Raw genomic sequence first — 17,380 nt, 5'->3', positions numbered from 1 at the left:
GGGGCGAGGTGCCGCGGCCGTGGCGCGGCTCGCGCTCCGACTTGGCTGCGCGCTCTTGGCGGGGCTCCTGGTCCTGACGCGGCTCGCGTTCACCGTGACGCGCTTCGCGCTCACGCCGCGGCTTGCGGCCGCCACGGGCGCCGTCGCGCGAACCTTCGCGGCTGCGCGAGCGGCGCGGCGCGGTGTCCTCGTCGGTGGCTTCGCTGTGAACAGCGTAGTCGCCCTCAGCATGCGGGATCGGCTGGCCGATCAGCTTCTCGATCGCAGTCATCGACTTGCTATCGAGCGAGGTGACGATGGAGATCGCGGTACCGGTCCGTCCGGCGCGGCCGGTGCGGCCAATGCGGTGGACGTAATCATCGGGGTGGTGCGGTACGTCGAAATTGAAGACGTGGCTCACCGCGGGAATGTCGAGACCTCGGGCGGCGACGTCGGAGGCGACGAGCAGCGGAATCTCGCCCTTGCGGAATTGATCGAGGGCCGCAGTGCGCGCCGACTGATCCATGTCGCCGTGAAGGGCGCCGACACTGAAGCCGTGCTTCTGGAGCGATTTGTGAAGGACGGCGACTTCGCGCTTGCGATTACAGAAGATAATCGCGTTGTTCAGATCCTTGGCGTCGCGCAGCAGGCGGCGGAGGATTTCGCGCTTGTCGTGCGCTTCGCGACCGGCGGGGACCTGCAACTGCGTCACGGTGACGGCGGTGGTTGCGGGTTTGGAGACTTCGATCCGGGCCGGATTGTGCAGGAAAGCCTCGGTGATGCGGCTGATCTCCGGGGGCATCGTCGCGGTGAAGAACAGGGTCTGCCGCGTGAAGGGGACGAGCTTGCAGATGCGTTCGATGTCGGGAATGAAACCCATGTCGAGCATGCGGTCGGCTTCGTCGATCACCAGCAGTTCGACGCCGGTGAGCAGCAGTCCGCCGCGTTCGGTGTGGTCGAGCAGGCGGCCGGGCGTTGCGATCAGGACGTCGACGCCGCGCATCAGCTTGGAGTCCTGGTCGCCGAACGAGACGCCGCCGATCAGGAGCGCCACGTTCAATTTCTGACCGGCGCCGTATTTGTCGAACTGCTCCTTCACCTGCGCGGCAAGCTCGCGGGTCGGCTCGAGGATCAGGGTGCGCGGCATCCGTGCCCTGGCGCGGCCTTTCTCGAGGAGGGTGAGCATCGGGAGAACGAAGGCAGCGGTCTTGCCGGTGCCGGTCTGGGCAATGCCGAGGACGTCGCGCCGGGCGAGAACGTGCGGGATTGCCTGTTCCTGGATGGGGGTAGGGGTGGTGTAACCGGTGGCCGCAACTGCGGCGAGGACCTTGTCGGACAGGCCTAGATTGGAAAAAGACATTGAGCCTCTGGTCGAAACCGCCGTTCGGCATCGCAGGTAAAAGGCTGTCGCGTTCGGCCCCGAAACGGCTCGCTTTTTGATAAAGCTCGGGGGCTCTGACTAACGCTGACGGACGGCAAACCTGACGAATCGCGTTTCGATCCGAGGGCCGCGTTGCCCTGCAACATAGGGGCGAACCCGGTAAAGTCAATCTTGGAACCGGGCGGATAGCCGAAAAAGCTTAACGTTTTCGCCAAAATAACCGTCACTTCCGTCATTTGGCGGTCAAATGAATCGCGGCTTCCAGATCGGATGGCGAGACCCCGGCGGGGGCCCGCGCCGACTTTGCAACTGGATGCGTTGCCAAAATATCGAAAACAACCCCACGCAAAGGAGCCGCCGGGCCGACTTTCGACCCGGCCAGTTGACACGCCGGGCAACTCACGGATACTCTTCTAATATTCCGAAATCACGCAGCGGGCGACGTCCTCGACGTGGCGCCAGGCGATGACGGCGCGAAACGCCTCTTCCTTGTTGCTGAAGTAGTAATACAGCGCGCGCTGCGTGAAGCCGCAGGGCCTTCGCCAGCCCGACCATCGACAGCCCGCTGTAGGCGTAGTCGAGAAAAGCCTGATTGACCTGCGTCAGCAGGTCGGGTCCAGGCTTGATCATCTTCTTCGACATCAGGAGTCCGGGGACGACGAGGGACGGCGTATGGCGCCGGGGTATCCCGATTACGGGCATCAACGCGCTTTAGCAACCCGCAAGAGCCCGGTGCGCCTGCGCGTCCGGACGGACGCTCAGGCCGGTCGGGCTCGGTAATCGCCCGGCGTCATCGATTCGGACGCATTGAAGAGGCGGTAGAACGTCGCGAGGCTCTCGAAGCCGCAGGCAAAGGCAACCTCGGCGATGGTCTGCCCGGACTGCTCGCGGAGCAGGCGGCGGCTTTGCGCGAGCCTGAGCGCGGTGACGGTCTCCGAGAAGCTCATCTCCGTCTCTTCGAACAGGATGTGCAGGTGACGGACCGAGATGCCGAGCAGGCCGGCAATCAGGCTTGGCGTCAGTGCAGCATTCGACAGATGGCGCCGGATCAGGCGGCGGGCCAGCGACAGGTGGGCGGTGCGCAACGCCTGCTGCGCGAGCCGGCTCTTTGGCCGCATGATACCGCGCTCGATCAGTGCGATATGGGCCAGCGCCTGCACCATCGGGGCCGGGTCAGCCGCCGAGGCATCGTTGCCGTCGACGAGGTCGTGGAAGCATGATTCCAGCAGCGGCTGCAGCGCAGTCTCATCCTGCACGGGCCTGGCAACGAGTTCGCCGAGCTCGGCGCCCGGCGGGACGATGTCGGTCACCGGGATCTTGATGATGCGCAGCTGGAAGCCGTCCTCGTGCAGCGGGACAGTGCGATAGGGCAGATCCGAATAGCTGGTTGCGAACATGCCGTCGCGCACCGCGAATTCATCGAGCCGCGCGCCGCCGAACCAGCCGCCACCGCCGAGCTGCTGGTAGATGCACAGGCTGTCGCTGCGTGCGTCGGCGATGTCGCCCGCGCCCCGCTCGACGCGGTAGGGCGAGGCCCGCAGTTCGACCAGGCCGGCATCACCGAGCTTGCGCAGCGAGAATTCGCCGAAGAAGTCGCGGCGATGCTCGGGTTCGAGTTCCGCGGTGACGCCGAACAACCCCTTGGCGCGCACCTCGCGCCAATAGTCGAAGCGATCCCGGGGATCGACCTGCTCAGTGGACCATGTGTACACGGAAAAGCGCCTGGAAAACCCTTGGGGACCTGTGGAGAGCTCGCGCCGGAGTGAAGCCCCGAATCTATCACGCGGGCCGTAAAAAGAAACTTGACCTGGGACGGTCGGGACGCCCCATGGTCGCTACGGAATGGCCAGCATGACGGCCATCCGCCGCAGGCCTTGAACCGGCCAAACGGCTGATCCGACTACTAAAGCGCGAAGAGATCAGTTCGGATCGTCATCGCGCTTTAGGTCTTTTTCTGAGCATGATCTTTTCGGAAAACCGCTTCGCACTTTTCCGGCTCATGCTTCAGGCGGCGGTCGCACGAGCGGCGCACTTGTCGTGCAGGCGGGAATTGGGATGAAGAGCTGGCTTTCGAGACTTTCAGCGACCCTGTTGGCGGTCGCATTCGTCGCATCGGCGGTGCCCGCCCAGGCCGAAAAGCGCGTCGCGCTGGTGATCGGCAACAATGACTACAGGAACGTGCCCAAGCTGCAGAAGGCGGTCAACGACGCCCGCACCATGGGCGACACGCTGAAGCAGCTCGGTTTCAACGTGATGGTGGCCGAGAATTTGAACCGGCAGGCGTTCTCCGAGACGTTGCTCGCCTTCGACCGCGCCGTGGAACCCGGTGACACCGCGTTCTTCTTCTACGCCGGTCACGGCTTCGAGATCGCGGGCCAGAATTTCCTGCTGCCGACCGACGTACCGGCGGCGACCGAAGGACAGGAGGAGCTGGTGCGCGACGCCTCGGTTCTCGCCGACCGCATCATCGAGCGGCTGCAGAACAAGAAGGCGCGCACCTCGATCCTGGTGTTCGACGCCTGCCGCAACAATCCGTTCGAGCGGGCCGGCACGCGCGCGGTTGCCGGCGGCGGCGGCCTTGCGCCGATGACGCAGCTGCCCGAAGGCGTGTTCTCGGTGTTTTCGGCGGGGCCGCGCCAGACCGCGCTCGACCGGCTGTCGAACGACGATGCCAATCCCAATTCGGTGTTTACGCGAACCTTTGCCAAGGAGTTGCTGCAGCCCGGCGAGAATCTCGTGCAGGTCGCACAGCGCACGCGGCGCCTGGTCAGCGAGATGGCCGAGACCGTGAAGCACAAGCAGATCCCGGTCTATTTCGACCAGATGGTCGACGACGTCTTCCTGAACGGGGCGGCGAAGGCGCAGGCCGAGGCGGCCAAGCCGTCCGCTCCGCCGCAGCAGGTGGCCGCGCTGCCGCCGGTCTCGGTGCCGAAGCTGCCGAAGGAGGATACCGTCAACGCGCCGATCGCGAGCTTCTCGCGGCACAATGGCGGCTGGACCGTCGTGTTCTCGATCGCCGATCCGACGCTCGGCATTTCCTGGCGGATCGGGGATAGCGGCGACTTCCGCGAAACCGGCTTCATGGACACGCTCGACCCGCGCACGCGCAAGCGGATGCCCAATCCATCGATCGAGCTGCCGGCCGACGCGCCGGCGGCGACGATCGAGCTGCGTTATGTCGATACCCAGGGCGAGATGCAGGGACCGTTCCCGATCAAGTTCGATCCTGACGCGGCGCTGATCCGCGACCAGCGCAAGATCCTCGACATGACTGCGACGAGTTGGCTGTCGTTCCGCGAATTCAACGGGCTGCTGGTCTACTACACCCACCTGATGTCGTATCGCTGCGCGATCCGCGAGGTGCGGATCGGCATCGACACCGCGGTGCCGGACAAGGTGCTGAAGATGCCGGCCTGCAATTCGCGCGATCCGAGTGCGATCCCGTCCGACGCGCAGCCCTATCTGAAGCTCGCGCCGCAGACCAAATCGGTCTCGGTCGAGCTGACCTATCGCGACGGCAGCGTGTCGGAAATCAAGACCTTCCGGCGCTAGCCTTGCATCCTTGTCGTCCGATCCGCGTTACAGTCGGAGCCCGATGGGCGAGGCAGCGGTGAGGACGGCATCATGGATGCAGGCAATCCGGCAGGGCCGAATACGCGTCAGATGAAGGTGCGCTGCTGCGTGGTCGGCGGCGGGCCGGCCGGCATGATGCTCGGCTATCTGCTCGGACGCGCGGGCGTCGATGTCGTGGTGCTGGAGAAGCACGCCGATTTCTTCCGCGATTTCCGCGGCGACACCGTGCATCCCTCGACCCTGCAGGTGATGGATGAGCTCGGTCTGATCGACGGCTTCCTGAAGCTGCCGCACCAGAACATCCAGAAGCTCGACGGCATGTTCGGCGGCACCTCGGTGCGGGTCGCCGATCTCAGCCGCCTCAGCGTCAAATATCCCTTCATCGCGATGATGCCGCAGTGGGACTTCCTGAATTTCCTGCGCGAGAGCGGCAAGCGTTTTCCCTCGCTGCGCGTGCTGATGAGCGCCGAGGCGACTGACGTGATCCGGCGCGGCGACGCCGTTTCGGGTGTCCGCGTCAACACGCCTGATGGCCCGATCGAGATCGAGGCGGATCTTGTGATCGGCTGCGACGGCCGCCATTCGATCGTGCGCGAGCGCGCCGGCCTCGAGGTCGAGGAGATCGGCGCGCCGATGGACGTGCTGTGGTTTCGCGTCGGGCGGCGCTCGGACGAGACCGAGAATTTGTTCGCCCGCATCGACCACGGCAAGATGATGGTGACGTTCGACCGCGGCGACTATTGGCAATGCGCCTATGTGATCGCCAAGGGACGATATGAGGCCGTGAAGGCGAGGGGACTGCCGGCGCTGCTCGACGACGTGCTGCGGCTCGCGCCGATCCTCAAGCCCGGCATCGCCGACGTGAAGAGCTTCGACGAGGTCAAGCTGCTCACGGTCGCGATCAACCGGCTGACGCGCTGGACCCTTCCGGGCCTGCTCTGCATCGGCGACGCCGCGCACGCGATGTCGCCGATCGGCGGCGTCGGCGTCAACCTCGCGGTGCAGGATGCGGTCGCGACCGCCAACATCCTGGCGGCGAAGCTCGTGCAAGGCTGCCCGTCGGAGGGCGAGCTCGATGCGGTGCGGCGTCGCCGCGAATTCCCGGTGCGCCTGACGCAGCGCATGCAGGTGATCGCGCAGGACAACCTCATCAGCGCCGCGCTGAAGGGAGGCGATCAACCGGTGCCGTTCGCGTTGCGGTTGATCACGGCGATGCCCTGGCTGCAGGGGCTGACGGCCCGTCTCGTCGCGGTTGGGGTGCGGCCGGAGCACGTGCACTCGCCGGCCCGAAGCTGACGCGCGGCCGCGCGTGCGGAAGGAATTTATCAAGGATAACAGCTGCTTAATTTAGCTGTTAGAAGTTGCGCGGTTGCAACAGAGGGACATGATTCGAAACCGGCGGACACGGATTCTGCGCTGCCGGTTCCCGCGGTTTTCTTTTGGTAAGGGTCTCTCTGGGAAAGCTGGTGCCCATCGGACAACCTGGGGGTGCCATCGTGTTTCGTGCCAAATTCATTGCCGTGTTGACTGCAACCACCGCGCTCGGCATCGGCGCCGCTTCGGCCGCCGATCTCGCTGCGCGTCCCTACACCAAGGCGCCGGCTTACGTCGAAACGCTCTACAACTGGTCCGGCTTCTATGTCGGCGGCCATCTCGGCGGCGCCTGGACCAACGAGCAGTGGGTCAACAGCGCGAACACGACGGTGTTCGGCGATCTCGCGCCCGGCCAGGGCTTTCGGCAGCGCGGCTCGGGCTTCATGGGCGGTGGCCAGATCGGTTACAACTGGCAGGCCAACAACTTCGTGTTCGGCGTCGAGGGCACCATCTCCGGGCTCGACAATTCCGGCCGCGTCACCAACACGGTGTTCGGCGTCAGCCGCGACGATCAGTTCAGCTGGCGCTCGAACGTCATGGCGACGATCGTCGGCCGTGCCGGCTACGCGATCCAGAACAATCTGCTCTATTTCAAGGGCGGCTATGCCGGCGTGAACAACCGCCTGTCCGTCGTCGACAACGTTCCGCCGTCAATTGGCTCCGGCAGCCAGATCCATTGGGCCAGCGGCTGGACCATCGGCGCCGGCTGGGAATACGGCATCACCCGCAACTGGACCATTGGCGTCGAATACAATTACGCGGCCTTCGAGCGTCAGACCTATCAGCTCGCCGGCAGTGCGGCGGGCACCTATACGTTCGACGCGAAGCCGCGCGATATCCAGTGGGCGGTGGTGCGCATGAACTACAAGTTCGACGCGCCGGTCATCGCGCGCTACTGAGTTTTGACTGAGGCGAACAGGATGCAGAAGCCCCGGCGGTCGCCGGGGCTTCTGTGTTTCGGGCCAGTGTGTCTCAGGCGCGTATCTTTCAGGCCATGACCGAATAGCCGCCGTCGACGGGGATCGCGGTGCCGGTGACGAAATCTGACGCCGGCGACGCCAGGAATACGGCGATGCCGGCGAAGTCGTCGATGGCTCCCCAGCGCGCCGCCGGCGTGCGCGCGAGCACGCGTTCGTGCAGCCCGGCAACCTGCTGGCGCGCGCCCTTGGTCAGATCGGTGTCGATCCAGCCGGGAAGAATGGCGTTGACCTGGATGTTGTCGGCCGCCCAGGCGTTGGCGCAGGCGCGGGTGTACTGCACGATGCCGCCCTTGCTCGCGGCATAGGCCGCAGCGAAGCTTGCGCCGAAGATCGACATCATCGAGCCGATATTGATGATCTTGCCGTGGCCCGACGCCTTGAGCGCAGGGTAGGCCGCCTTCGAGCACAGGAAGGCGCTGGTGAGGTTGGTGTCGATCACCTTGCTCCACTCGTCGAGCTCGAGCTCGTGCGGCGGCTTGCGGATGCTCATGCCGGCATTGTTGACGAGGATGTCGATGCGGCCGAGCTCACCATTGACCCGCTCGACCATCGCCGCGACGGCGGTCTTGTCGGTCACGTCGGTGGCAACCGCGATCGCCTTGACGCCGCGCTTGACCAGATCCTCGACCGCGGCCTTCGATTTCGTCTCGTTGCGGCCGACCACGGCGACTGCCGCGCCGGCATCGGCGAGACCGCGCGCCATGCCGAGCCCGATGCCGCCATTGCCGCCGGTGACGATCGCGACCCGGCCCGTGAGATCAAACTGTCCGTTTCTCATTGTTGTTGTCCGCTGTGGTTTGAATCTGGTCGCGAGAGTGCCCGATCGTCAGAACGCTGACCAGATCGGGAGCGGCCGGTCGGCCCTGCGCCAGGTACGTGTGAAGAACGCGAGTGCGCGAGGTTGTTCCCGAAGACACCAGGACAACAAAAAAGCCCCGGAGAATGCCGGGGCTTTTCGTCTGCTATGTCAGCAAGGATCAGTACTTGGCGACCACCGGGCCGGTCCAGTTGAAGCGGTAGACCAGCGAGGTGCTGATGGTCTGGACGAACGGCTTGAAGGTGATGTCGCGGCCATTCGAGATGTTGGTGACGTCGGCGAGTTCCGAGATGTTCTTGTTGTCGTAGTAGGCGGCGCGGTACTCGGTCTTCATGAACCAGCCCGGCGCGGTGATGCCGAAGATGTTCAGGTTGTTCTCGACGCCGCCGCCGACGAACCAGCCGCTGCGATCGAAGCCGTTGGTGTGCCCACCGACCGGAAGAGCGGTCGCGGTGTTGAACAGGGTGGTGCCCTTCCAGTGCGAGCTGGAGTAACCGGCGTTGACGTAGGACAGGACGTTCGGAGCAATCAGATAGCCGAGGCGCGCACCGGCGGCCCAGCTATAGTCGTTCTTGATGTTGCCGGCGATGCCGAGGCCCTGATCCTGGATGGTGCCCTTCAGGCTGCCGAACTGACCGTCGGCGAACACGCCGATGACCCAGCTGTTGGCGGTCTGCCAGTCGTAACCGGCCCCGACGGTGCCGAACCAGCCGTCGCCGCCCTGGCGCTGGTTGAAGCCGAGGATCGGCGCGCCCGTGACGGTCGACTGGACGCCGGTGTCAGCGTCCCAGACGCCGCCGCCGCCGCCGCCGAAGATGTAGAAGCCGGTCCAGCTCGGCGCCACTGCGATCGGGGCCGGAGCCTTGGTGTAGGGGCGGGCGGCCAGATCGGCGGCCGACGCGGAACCCGTCATCGCAGCAACCGCGGTCAGAGCGAGCAAAATCTTCTTCATATCCAAATCCTCGACTAGCGTTCGATCGGGTCGCTGACGGGAGTGCGCTGGCACCGATTCCCGAAACTCATGTTGGGGACTATACGTGGTTCCGCCGGAAATGCTGTTGCGGGTGAGACACAACCGCCCGAAAACGAAGCCGCTGGCACTCTCCAAACAGGCGAATGAAAAACGGCCGCCCCGAGCTGGAGGCGGCCGAAAATCGTTTCAAATCAGTTGGTTGTGGCCTAAACGTCGAGCAGATCGTCGCTGGCGAATTCGGCCTTGTCGGAGATGAAGGCAAAGCGGGCTTCCGCCTTGGTTCCCATCAGCCGCTCGACCGAGTCGGCGGTGCCCTCGCGATCGTCGGCCAGCAGCACCACGCGCAGCAGCGTGCGCTTGGCCGGATCCATCGTGGTCTCCTTAAGCTGCGCCGGCATCATTTCGCCGAGGCCTTTGAAGCGATTCACCTCGACCTTGGCGTTGGCGTTGAACTCGCTCTTCAGCAGCTCTTCCTTGTGCGCGTCGTCGCGGGCGTAGATCGACTTGGTGCCGTGCCTGAGTTTGTAGAGCGGCGGCACTGCCAGATAGAGATGCCCCTCGTCGATCAGTCGCGGCATCTGCCGGTAGAAGAAGGTGATCAACAGCGAAGCGATATGCGCGCCGTCGACGTCGGCGTCGGTCATGATGATGATGCGCTGATAGCGCAGATCCTCTTCACGGTAGTGCGCGAGCGTGCCGCAGCCGATCGCCTGCACCAGATCGGAGAGCTGCGCGTTGGCGGTCAGCTTGTCCTTGCCGGCCGATGCGACGTTGAGGATCTTGCCGCGCAGCGGCAGCACGGCCTGGGTCTTGCGATCGCGCGCCTGCTTGGCGCTGCCGCCGGCCGAGTCACCTTCGACGATGAAGAGCTCTGAGCCTTCGGTGCCGGCATCGGAGCAGTCGGCGAGCTTGCCGGGAAGACGCAGCTTCTTGCCGGCGGTCTTGCGCGCGGTTTCCTTTTCCTGGCGTCGGCGCAGCCGTTCCTCGGCGCGATCGATCACGAAGTCGAGCAGCCGGTTGGCCTGGTTCGGATTGCCCGACAGCCAGTGGTCGAACGGGTCCTTCATGGCCTGTTCGACGATGCGCTGCGCTTCGGCGGTGGCGAGGCGGTCTTTCGTTTGGCCCTGGAATTCAGGCTCGCGCACGAACACCGAGAGCATGACGGCCGCACCAACCATCACGTCTTCCGAGGTGATGGAGGCGGCGCGCTTGCCCTGGCCGGCGCGCTCGGCGTGATCCTTCAGGCCGCGCAGCAGCGCGCTGCGCAGGCCCGATTCATGCGTGCCGCCGTCGGGTGTCGGCACCGTGTTGGTGTAGGACGACAGGAAGCCGTCGGCATCGGCCGTCCACGCCACCGCCCATTCGCACGCGCCATGCGCGCCGCTGCGGCCGGACTTGCCGGAGAAGATATCCTGATGCACCAGCGTGTCGGCGTGGATCGCTGCGGCGAGATAATCCTTCAGGCCGCCGGGGAAGTGGAATTTGGCTTCGGCCGGAACGTCCTCGACGCCCTTCAGCAGTTCCTGATCGCAGTGCCAGCGAATCTCGACGCCGCCGAACAGATACGCCTTCGAACGCGTCATCTTGAACAGGCGTTGCGGCTTGAACGCCGCCTTGGCGCCGAAAATGTCGGTGTCCGGCTTGAAGCGGATCCGGGTGCCGCGGCGGTTGTTGACCTTGCCGAGGTCCTCGAGCTTGCCCTTGGGATGGCCGCGCTCGAAGGTCATGCGATGCAGCTGCCCGCTGCGCGCGACCTCGACCTCGAGCCGCGAGGAGAGCGCGTTGACCACGGAGACGCCGACGCCGTGCAGGCCGCCCGAGGTCTCGTAGACCTTGGAGTCGAATTTGCCGCCCGAATGCAGCGTGCACATGATGACTTCGAGTGCCGACTTCTTCGGGAATTTCGGATGCGGGTCGACCGGAATGCCGCGGCCATTGTCGGTCACGGTCAGGAAGCCGTCGGCGGTCAGCTCGACGTCGATGAAGGTGGCGTGACCGGCCAGCGCTTCGTCCATGCAGTTATCGATCACCTCGGCGAACAGGTGGTGCAGCGCCTTCTCGTCGGTGCCGCCGATATACATGCCGGGGCGCCGCCGGACCGGTTCCAAGCCCTCCAGGACCTCGATGTCAGCCGCGGTATAGCCGGCTTCGGCGCCTCCCGCGGGCCGGGAAGCGGCCTTCGCCGGGGCGCGGCCCTTCGGTTCCGAGGTTCCGAACAGATCGTCAGCAGATTTGCTTTTCGCGTTCGACTTCAATGATTTGGCCATGTTTCTTCAAGTGGCGCGCCAGTCATGGCGCGGCGAATCGGTTGCTCTGACTATGCCACGGATGGGCTGCCAATGGGGACGACCGCGCCCTTAAGGCCCGGCCGTCCCTGTAGATAGGCGTTTGCGATTACGCCCGCGAGGTGCGGAATACAACGACCGTGAACAGGGCCATCGCCGCGACCACCATCAGCGATCCCACGATGGGCGCCGCCTCGAACGCGGGACCTTTCAACAGCACGGCGGCTACGCCGGCCGGAAACAGCACGCCGCCGACGATATGCAGCCAGCCCTGGATCCTGGCCAGCAGCATGCTGCCGGCCGCCGGCACCAGCCGGTAGTAGAGGCCGAACAGGAACAGCAGCACGCCGCCAATGAGATTGAGATGCGCGTGCGCCGGCCCCAACGTGAAGTCGTGCTGGATACCCATGGCGATGCCCGCGAGCATTCCGAACAGCAAGACGAGTACGCTCACGCACATCATCAATGACCCGATCATCCAGTGATTCCTTTTTTGTAAGGGAGATGCCAGCCAGCCTGGACCGCAGGGGCCTTACCGGAGATCACGTTTGATCCCCGCCTTTGTGACTTGATGTCACGCAATGGGCTGGCTTACCTGTTCTTAGGCTGCGTGCCGTTAGAAAGGTTCATTCGAGGTCCAACGGAGCGGAAGGCACACGACGAGATGGAAGACTTTGCGCGGGCCCTGGCCGAATTCGTCCGCCATCACCAGGTCTGGGCCGCTCCGATCGTCATGTTGCTGGCGTTCGCTGAATCACTTGCCTTCATTTCATTGCTGGTGCCCGCCTGGGGCGCGCTGGTTGCGATCGGCGCGTTGATCGGCGTCAGCGGGATCAATTTCTGGCCGATCTGGATCGCCGGCGGCATTGGCGCTGCGCTCGGCGACTGGGTCTCCTACTGGTTCGGCTATCGCTACAAGGAGCAGGTCGCGCAGATGTGGCCGCTGTCGCGCTATCCGGAGATACTGCCGCGCGGCGAGGCCTTCGTGAAGACCTGGGGCGTGCCCAGCATCTTCATCGGCCGCTTCTTCGGCCCGCTGCGCGCCTCGGTGCCGCTCGCGGCCGGCATTTTCGAAATGTCGTACTGGCAATTCCAGATCGCCAATTTCGTTTCCGCGCTGGTCTGGTCGGCGGCGCTGCTGCTGTTCGGCGACGTCATTGCCCAGGCCCTCGAATGGATGTGGCGGGCGGTGTAGCGGGAGCCGGAATAAGGCTGAGATGCAGGGGTTAGGCGGGATGACAAGTGCTCGCGCTGCCACCATCGCGCGAGCATCGAAACGTTGTTACGACCGCGCCGCCGAGCGCGAATTCATCGGGCGCCGTTTCACTGGGAGGACAACACATGGAATTGACACGACGTCACGCTCTCGCCGGCGCGGCCGGCATCGCCGCTGCACCGTTGTTGCCGGCGCTCCCGGCCAATGCCGCTTCGCCCGCGGCCGACAAGCAGGCGCCGAGCTTCTATCGCTACAAGGTCGGCGACATCCTCGTCACCGCGGTGTCCGACGGCAAGACCGTCTTCAAGCTGGAAGACTCCTTCATTCCGAATGCAAAGCGGGACGATGTCAACGCGGCGCTGGATAAGGCGTTCATGCCGCGCGACATGGTGACGATCTGGTACGCGCCGCTGGTGCTCAATACCGGCGGCAAGCTGGTCGTGATCGACACCGGCAACGGCGCGCTGGCCAAGGCCAGCTCCAAGGGCGCCAACGGCCTGTTCGCCGACAATTTCGTCGCAGCCGGATTCGATCCCAAGAATGTCGACATGGTCGTGATCTCGCATTTCCACGGCGATCACGTGAACGGTCTGCTCACCGCGGATGGCACGCCGGCGTTCCCGAACGCCGAAGTGCTGGTGCCGGCGCCCGAATGGAAGTTCTGGATGGATGATGGCGAAATGAGCCGTGCGCCGGCCGGCCGCATGCAGGGCCTGTTCAAGAACAACCGCAACATCTTCGAGGCTGCCCTTAAGAAGAAGGTCACGCCCTACGAATGGGGCAAGGAGATCGCGCCGGGCCTCACCTCGGTCGAGACCGTGGGCCATACGCCGGGCCATACCTCCTATGTGCTGGCCTCGGGTTCGGAGAAGGTGTTCATCCAGTCCGACGTCACCAACAATCCGCATCTGTTCGCGACCAATCCCGGCTGGCACGCGTTCTTCGACCAGGACGCCGACGTCGCCGAGAAGACCCGCCGCCGCGTCTACGACATGATCGTCGCGGAGCGGCTCCAGGTGCAGGGCTTCCACTATCCGTTCCCCGGCCTCGGCAATGTGGTGAAGGACGGCAGCGGCTACCGTGTCGTGCCGGCGCCGTGGAATCCGGTGATCTGACGGTTTTCCTTGACGCAAAAGGGGCGCGGCCTTATAGCCGCGCCCATGATCAACGCCGCGACCATTATCATTGCCCGCCGCCGCCGCATTCTCGCGGTATGGGCGGTCGCTCGCGTTTAAGACCATCGCCTCTGCCGCCGGACCTGATCCCGCGGCGCGCTCCTCAAAAAGACACGCGGTTCGATCTGGCGGCTCCTTCGTCAAGCAGGAGTGTTCGACCATGTATACGCCGCCGCCTTTCAGGCCCGACCGTGCCGCAAGCCTCGCCTTCGCGGAGGCGCGCGGTTTCGGCCTTGCCTGCGCGTGGGACGGCGGCAAGCCGATCGCGTCCGCGCTGCCGTTCTATCTGAGCTATGCCGACGACGGCACGCCGCGGGCGCTGTTTCATGCTGCCCGTCACAATCCGCTGGTAAAGCTGGCGGGCGGAGCGCTTTGGCTGTTGGCCGTCACCGGCGCCGATGCCTATGTGTCGGCGGACTGGTATGTGTCGCCCGATCAGGTGCCGACCTGGCTCTATCAGGCCGTGCATCTGACCGGGCCGGTGCGGGCCCTGTCGGGCGCGGAACTTGCGGTTCTGATCGACGTGCTGACCGCCAAGTTCGAGGATCGGTTGTCGCCGAAGAGGCCCGGGACTTCAAGTAACTGGACATCGGGCAAGATGACAGCGGCGCGGCTCGATGCCATGAAGAAGGCGATCGTGGGCCTTGAGATGACGGTGGAAGAGGTGGAGGGCAGCTTCAAGCTGAACCAGCACAAGTCCGAGACCGACTTTGCTGCGGTCGGTAACGCGCTCGCTTTGCAGGCCGAAGCTGGTGCCCGGCAGATCGCGGCTTTGATGCGCGAGGTGCGCCCGGAGGCTTTCGCAACGACACAAACCGAAATGACGACGCTTCAAGGGGGCGTGTGATGACGAGGAAGAAAATCGGCATCTTGGGCGCGTCCGGCTACACCGGCTCCGACGCGGTGCGCCTGTTGGCGCGGCACCCGAATGCCGAGATCACCGCGCTTACCGCCAACACCCATGCCGGCAAGACGATGAGCGAGGTGTTTCCTCACTTCTTCATGCTCGACCTGCCAAAACTCGTGGAATGGGAAAAGGTCGACTGGACACGGCTCGATGCCGTGTTCTGCGGACTGCCGCACGGGACGACGCAGGAGATCATCGCTGCGGTGCTCAAAGCCAATCCCGGAATCAAGATCCTCGACATGTCCGCGGATTTCCGGCTGCGCGACAAGGACAGCTACGCGCAGTGGTACGGCCATGAACACCGGGCGTTCGAATTGCAGGGCGAGGCCGTCTATGGGCTGACCGAACTCTACCGGGAGAAGATCACCGCCGCGCGACTCGTGGCCTGTCCCGGCTGCTATCCGACCGCAGTGCTGCTGGCGCTTGTTCCGCTGGCGAAGGCAAAGCTGATCGACGTCGACGACATCATCATCGATGCAAAGTCGGGCGTCACCGGCGCCGGACGCGGACTGAAACAGAACACGCTGTTCAGCGAGGCCGGCGAAGGGTTGTCGCCCTATTCGATCGGAAGCCATCGACACTCGGCGGAGATCGAGCAGGAGATCGGCGCAGCCGCGGGCTCGGCCGTGACCGTGAACTTCACCCCGCATCTCATTCCGATGGCGCGAGGGGAGTTTTGCACATCGTATGTCAAGCTCAACGGGGCTACGCCGGACGATTTGCGCGCCGAGCTGGAAAAGGCCTACGCCAACGAGCCGTTCGTATATGTGACGAAGAAGGGCGTGCTGCCGCAGACGCAGAACGTGCGTGGTTCGAACTACGTCCAGATCGGCGTCGTCGCCGACCGGATCGAGAACCGCGCCATCGTGCTCTCGACGCTCGACAATCTTGTGAAGGGCTCGGCCGGACAGGCGATCCAGAACATGAATCTGATGTTCGGCTTGCCCGAAACCACCGGACTGGAGCAGATCGCGCTGTTTCCATAAGGGGGGTGTTTGTCGTGGACGAGTACACGCTCGATCCAACGATAATTGCCCATCCTCGGATTGGCGGCGCAGCGCGGCCAGATGTGTTAGCAAACGAAACGAACGAGCTCGAAAGGAACGTGCCATGACCCTCACCGACACCCACCAGCCGAAAACCAAGAGCGGTGCGACCAAGGCCGTGTTCGTCGATGGCGCGTCCGGCACCACGGGTCTCGGCATCCAGGAGCGGCTGCACTCAATCGGCGACGTCGCGGTGAAGCATATCGCCGAGGACAAGCGGAAGGACGCCGGTGCCAAGCGCGCGCTGATGGAGGAGGTGGATCTCGTGATCCTCTGCCTGCCTGACGACGCCGCCAAGGAGACCGTTGCGCTGATCGACACCATGGGCAATTCAGCGCCGAAGGTGCTCGACGCGTCGACCGCCTATCGGGTCGCGCCCGACTGGGCCTATGGCTTTGCCGAACTCGCGCCCGGCCAGGCCGACAAGATCCGCACCGCGCCGAAGGTCTCCAATCCCGGTTGCTATCCGACCGGCGCGATTGCGCTGTTGCGACCGATCGTCGATGCCGGCCTGCTGCCCGCCGATTATCCCGTCACCATCAACGCGGTGAGCGGCTATTCGGGCGGCGGCAAGTCGATGATCGCGAGCTTCGAGGACGGCTCGGCGCCGGCCTTCCATCTCTACGGCCTCGGCTTCGAGCACAAGCACGTGCCGGAGATGCAGCTCTATTCGCATCTGACGCGGCGGCCGCTCTTCATCCCGTCGGTCGGCAACTACCGGCAGGGCATGCTGGTCTCGGTGCCGCTGCAGCTCGACGCGCTGCCGGGCAAGCCGACCGGGGCCGATCTGCAGGCTGTTCTGGCGAAGTGGTACGCCGGCAGCAAATACGTCTCGGCGATGCCGCTGCAGAACGAAGCGGCCGCGGGCGGGAAGATCGAGCCGGAAGCGCTCAACGAGACCAACCAGCTCGAGCTCTATGTGTTCGCCAGCGACAAGCATCGCCAGGCGGTGCTGGTTGCCCGGCTCGACAATCTGGGCAAGGGCGCCTCGGGTGCCGCGGTTCAGAATATGCGGCTGATGCTCGGTCTGGCCGATAGTTGACGGCAGGGCGCATCGTGGACGACGCCACGCTGCAATTCTACCGGCGCAATGCCGAGGCCTATGCCGGGTGGGCGAAAGCACCGTCCACCCGGCTGATCGGCTTTCTCAAGCTGTTGCCGCCGGGCGGGTCGATCCTGGAACTCGGCTGCGGCGCCGGCAATCATGCCGCCGTCATGCTCGCCGAAGGCTTCGTGCTGCGCGCGACCGACGGTTCCCCCGAGATGGCCGAGGTCGCGGCGCGCCGCATCAATCACCCCGTCGAGGCGATGCTGTTCGACGAGCTCGAGGATCGTGAGGCTTATGACGGTGTATGGGCGAGCGCCTGCCTGCTGCATGTGCCGCGCGACGAATTGGCCGGCATAATCGGCCGCATCCATCGGGCGCTGAAAGCTGGCGGCGTGTTCTACGCGAGCTACAAGATCGGCCACGGCGATGGCCGCGACAGCATCGGCCGCTATTACAATTATCCGGCGGCGGACTGGCTGGCGGCGACCTACGCCTCTTCAGGGACGTGGACCGAGGTCTCGTCGGACACCAGCGAGATCAACAGTTTTGACGAGGCGCCCGCGACGATGCTGCATATCGTCGTGCGCAAGGGCGGATAGATGGTGCCGCGCCGGTGCGGCTGGTGC

The 17,380-nt window shown here is 64.6% G+C and carries 16 protein-coding genes; 9 read left to right on the top strand and 7 right to left on the bottom strand.

Annotated features, from left to right (window positions below):
* From AC628_RS24700 to AC628_RS24695, 3 genes are all read right to left on the bottom strand, one after another.
* A partial coding sequence (locus AC628_RS24700) for a DEAD/DEAH box helicase (protein ID WP_074129402.1) occupies positions 1–1,339 on the bottom strand: 1,339 nt, incomplete at its 3' end.
* A gap of 420 nt (positions 1,340–1,759) precedes the next feature.
* Complete coding sequence (locus AC628_RS43125) at positions 1,760–2,002, bottom strand: hypothetical protein (protein ID WP_245321296.1); 243 nt, start codon at positions 2,000–2,002, stop codon at positions 1,760–1,762.
* Positions 2,003–2,118: 116 nt separating this feature from the next.
* Positions 2,119–3,072 (bottom strand): AraC family transcriptional regulator, encoded by a 954-nt coding sequence (locus AC628_RS24695; RefSeq protein ID WP_074129401.1) that lies wholly within the window; start codon positions 3,070–3,072, stop codon positions 2,119–2,121.
* A 343-nt stretch (positions 3,073–3,415) separates the two neighbouring features.
* Here AC628_RS24695 and AC628_RS24690 point away from each other — a divergent pair, with 343 nt between their 5' ends.
* The 3 genes from AC628_RS24690 to AC628_RS24680 all read left to right on the top strand — a co-directional run bounded on the left by AC628_RS24690 (position 3,416) and on the right by AC628_RS24680 (position 7,206).
* A complete protein-coding gene (locus AC628_RS24690) occupies positions 3,416–4,912 on the top strand; it encodes a caspase family protein (RefSeq protein WP_074129400.1) in 1,497 nt (498 codons plus the stop codon).
* Between the two features lie 72 nt (positions 4,913–4,984).
* Positions 4,985–6,229, top strand: a complete 1,245-nt coding sequence (locus tag AC628_RS24685; protein ID WP_210190257.1) for an FAD-dependent oxidoreductase — start codon at positions 4,985–4,987, stop codon at positions 6,227–6,229.
* 200 nt (positions 6,230–6,429) lie between these two features.
* On the top strand, positions 6,430–7,206 hold the full coding sequence (locus AC628_RS24680) for an outer membrane protein (protein WP_074129399.1): 777 nt from the start codon (positions 6,430–6,432) through the stop codon (positions 7,204–7,206).
* Positions 7,207–7,294: 88 nt separating this feature from the next.
* Here the strand turns inward: AC628_RS24680 and AC628_RS24675 are convergent, their stop codons facing one another.
* The 4 genes from AC628_RS24675 to AC628_RS24660 form a co-directional block, all read right to left on the bottom strand.
* Positions 7,295–8,065, bottom strand: a complete 771-nt coding sequence (locus tag AC628_RS24675) for a glucose 1-dehydrogenase (protein ID WP_074129397.1) — start codon at positions 8,063–8,065, stop codon at positions 7,295–7,297.
* Between the two features lie 199 nt (positions 8,066–8,264).
* Positions 8,265–9,056: an outer membrane protein gene (locus AC628_RS24670; RefSeq protein WP_074129396.1), complete on the bottom strand. Its 792-nt coding sequence runs from the start codon at positions 9,054–9,056 to the stop codon at positions 8,265–8,267.
* Between the two features lie 227 nt (positions 9,057–9,283).
* Positions 9,284–11,344, bottom strand: coding sequence for a DNA topoisomerase IV subunit B (gene parE, locus AC628_RS24665; protein WP_074129394.1), 2,061 nt, complete (start codon positions 11,342–11,344; stop codon positions 9,284–9,286).
* Between the two features lie 127 nt (positions 11,345–11,471).
* Positions 11,472–11,822, bottom strand: coding sequence for a hypothetical protein (locus AC628_RS24660; RefSeq protein WP_245321298.1), 351 nt, complete (start codon positions 11,820–11,822; stop codon positions 11,472–11,474).
* Positions 11,823–12,026: 204 nt separating this feature from the next.
* Here AC628_RS24660 and AC628_RS24655 point away from each other — a divergent pair, with 204 nt between their 5' ends.
* The 6 genes from AC628_RS24655 (at position 12,027) to AC628_RS24630 (ending at position 17,353) form a co-directional block, all read left to right on the top strand.
* Positions 12,027–12,557: a DedA family protein gene (locus AC628_RS24655; protein WP_074129391.1), complete on the top strand. Its 531-nt coding sequence runs from the start codon at positions 12,027–12,029 to the stop codon at positions 12,555–12,557.
* A 146-nt stretch (positions 12,558–12,703) separates the two neighbouring features.
* The gene (locus AC628_RS24650) at positions 12,704–13,693 is read left to right on the top strand and encodes an MBL fold metallo-hydrolase (RefSeq protein WP_074129389.1); all 990 of its coding nucleotides are present in this window, start codon (positions 12,704–12,706) and stop codon (positions 13,691–13,693) included.
* Between the two features lie 220 nt (positions 13,694–13,913).
* Positions 13,914–14,600, top strand: a complete 687-nt coding sequence (locus tag AC628_RS24645; RefSeq protein WP_074129387.1) for an FMN-binding negative transcriptional regulator — start codon at positions 13,914–13,916, stop codon at positions 14,598–14,600.
* Positions 14,600–15,646, top strand: coding sequence for an N-acetyl-gamma-glutamyl-phosphate reductase (argC, locus tag AC628_RS24640; RefSeq protein WP_074129385.1), 1,047 nt, complete (start codon positions 14,600–14,602; stop codon positions 15,644–15,646). The genes AC628_RS24645 and argC (AC628_RS24640) overlap by 1 nt, the downstream gene beginning before the upstream one ends.
* 124 nt (positions 15,647–15,770) lie before the next feature.
* Positions 15,771–16,748, top strand: a complete 978-nt coding sequence (argC, locus tag AC628_RS24635) for an N-acetyl-gamma-glutamyl-phosphate reductase (protein ID WP_074129384.1) — start codon at positions 15,771–15,773, stop codon at positions 16,746–16,748.
* 14 nt (positions 16,749–16,762) lie between these two features.
* On the top strand, positions 16,763–17,353 hold the full coding sequence (locus tag AC628_RS24630; RefSeq protein ID WP_074129382.1) for a class I SAM-dependent methyltransferase: 591 nt from the start codon (positions 16,763–16,765) through the stop codon (positions 17,351–17,353).
* The last annotated feature ends 27 nt before the right edge of the window (positions 17,354–17,380 follow it).

It is taken from the genome of Bradyrhizobium sp. NAS96.2, assembly GCF_001908235.1.
GTDB lineage: Bacteria > Pseudomonadota > Alphaproteobacteria > Rhizobiales > Xanthobacteraceae > Bradyrhizobium.
Note: the sequence above shows the minus strand (reverse complement) of the source record. Positions and strands in the feature narration are given on the sequence as shown.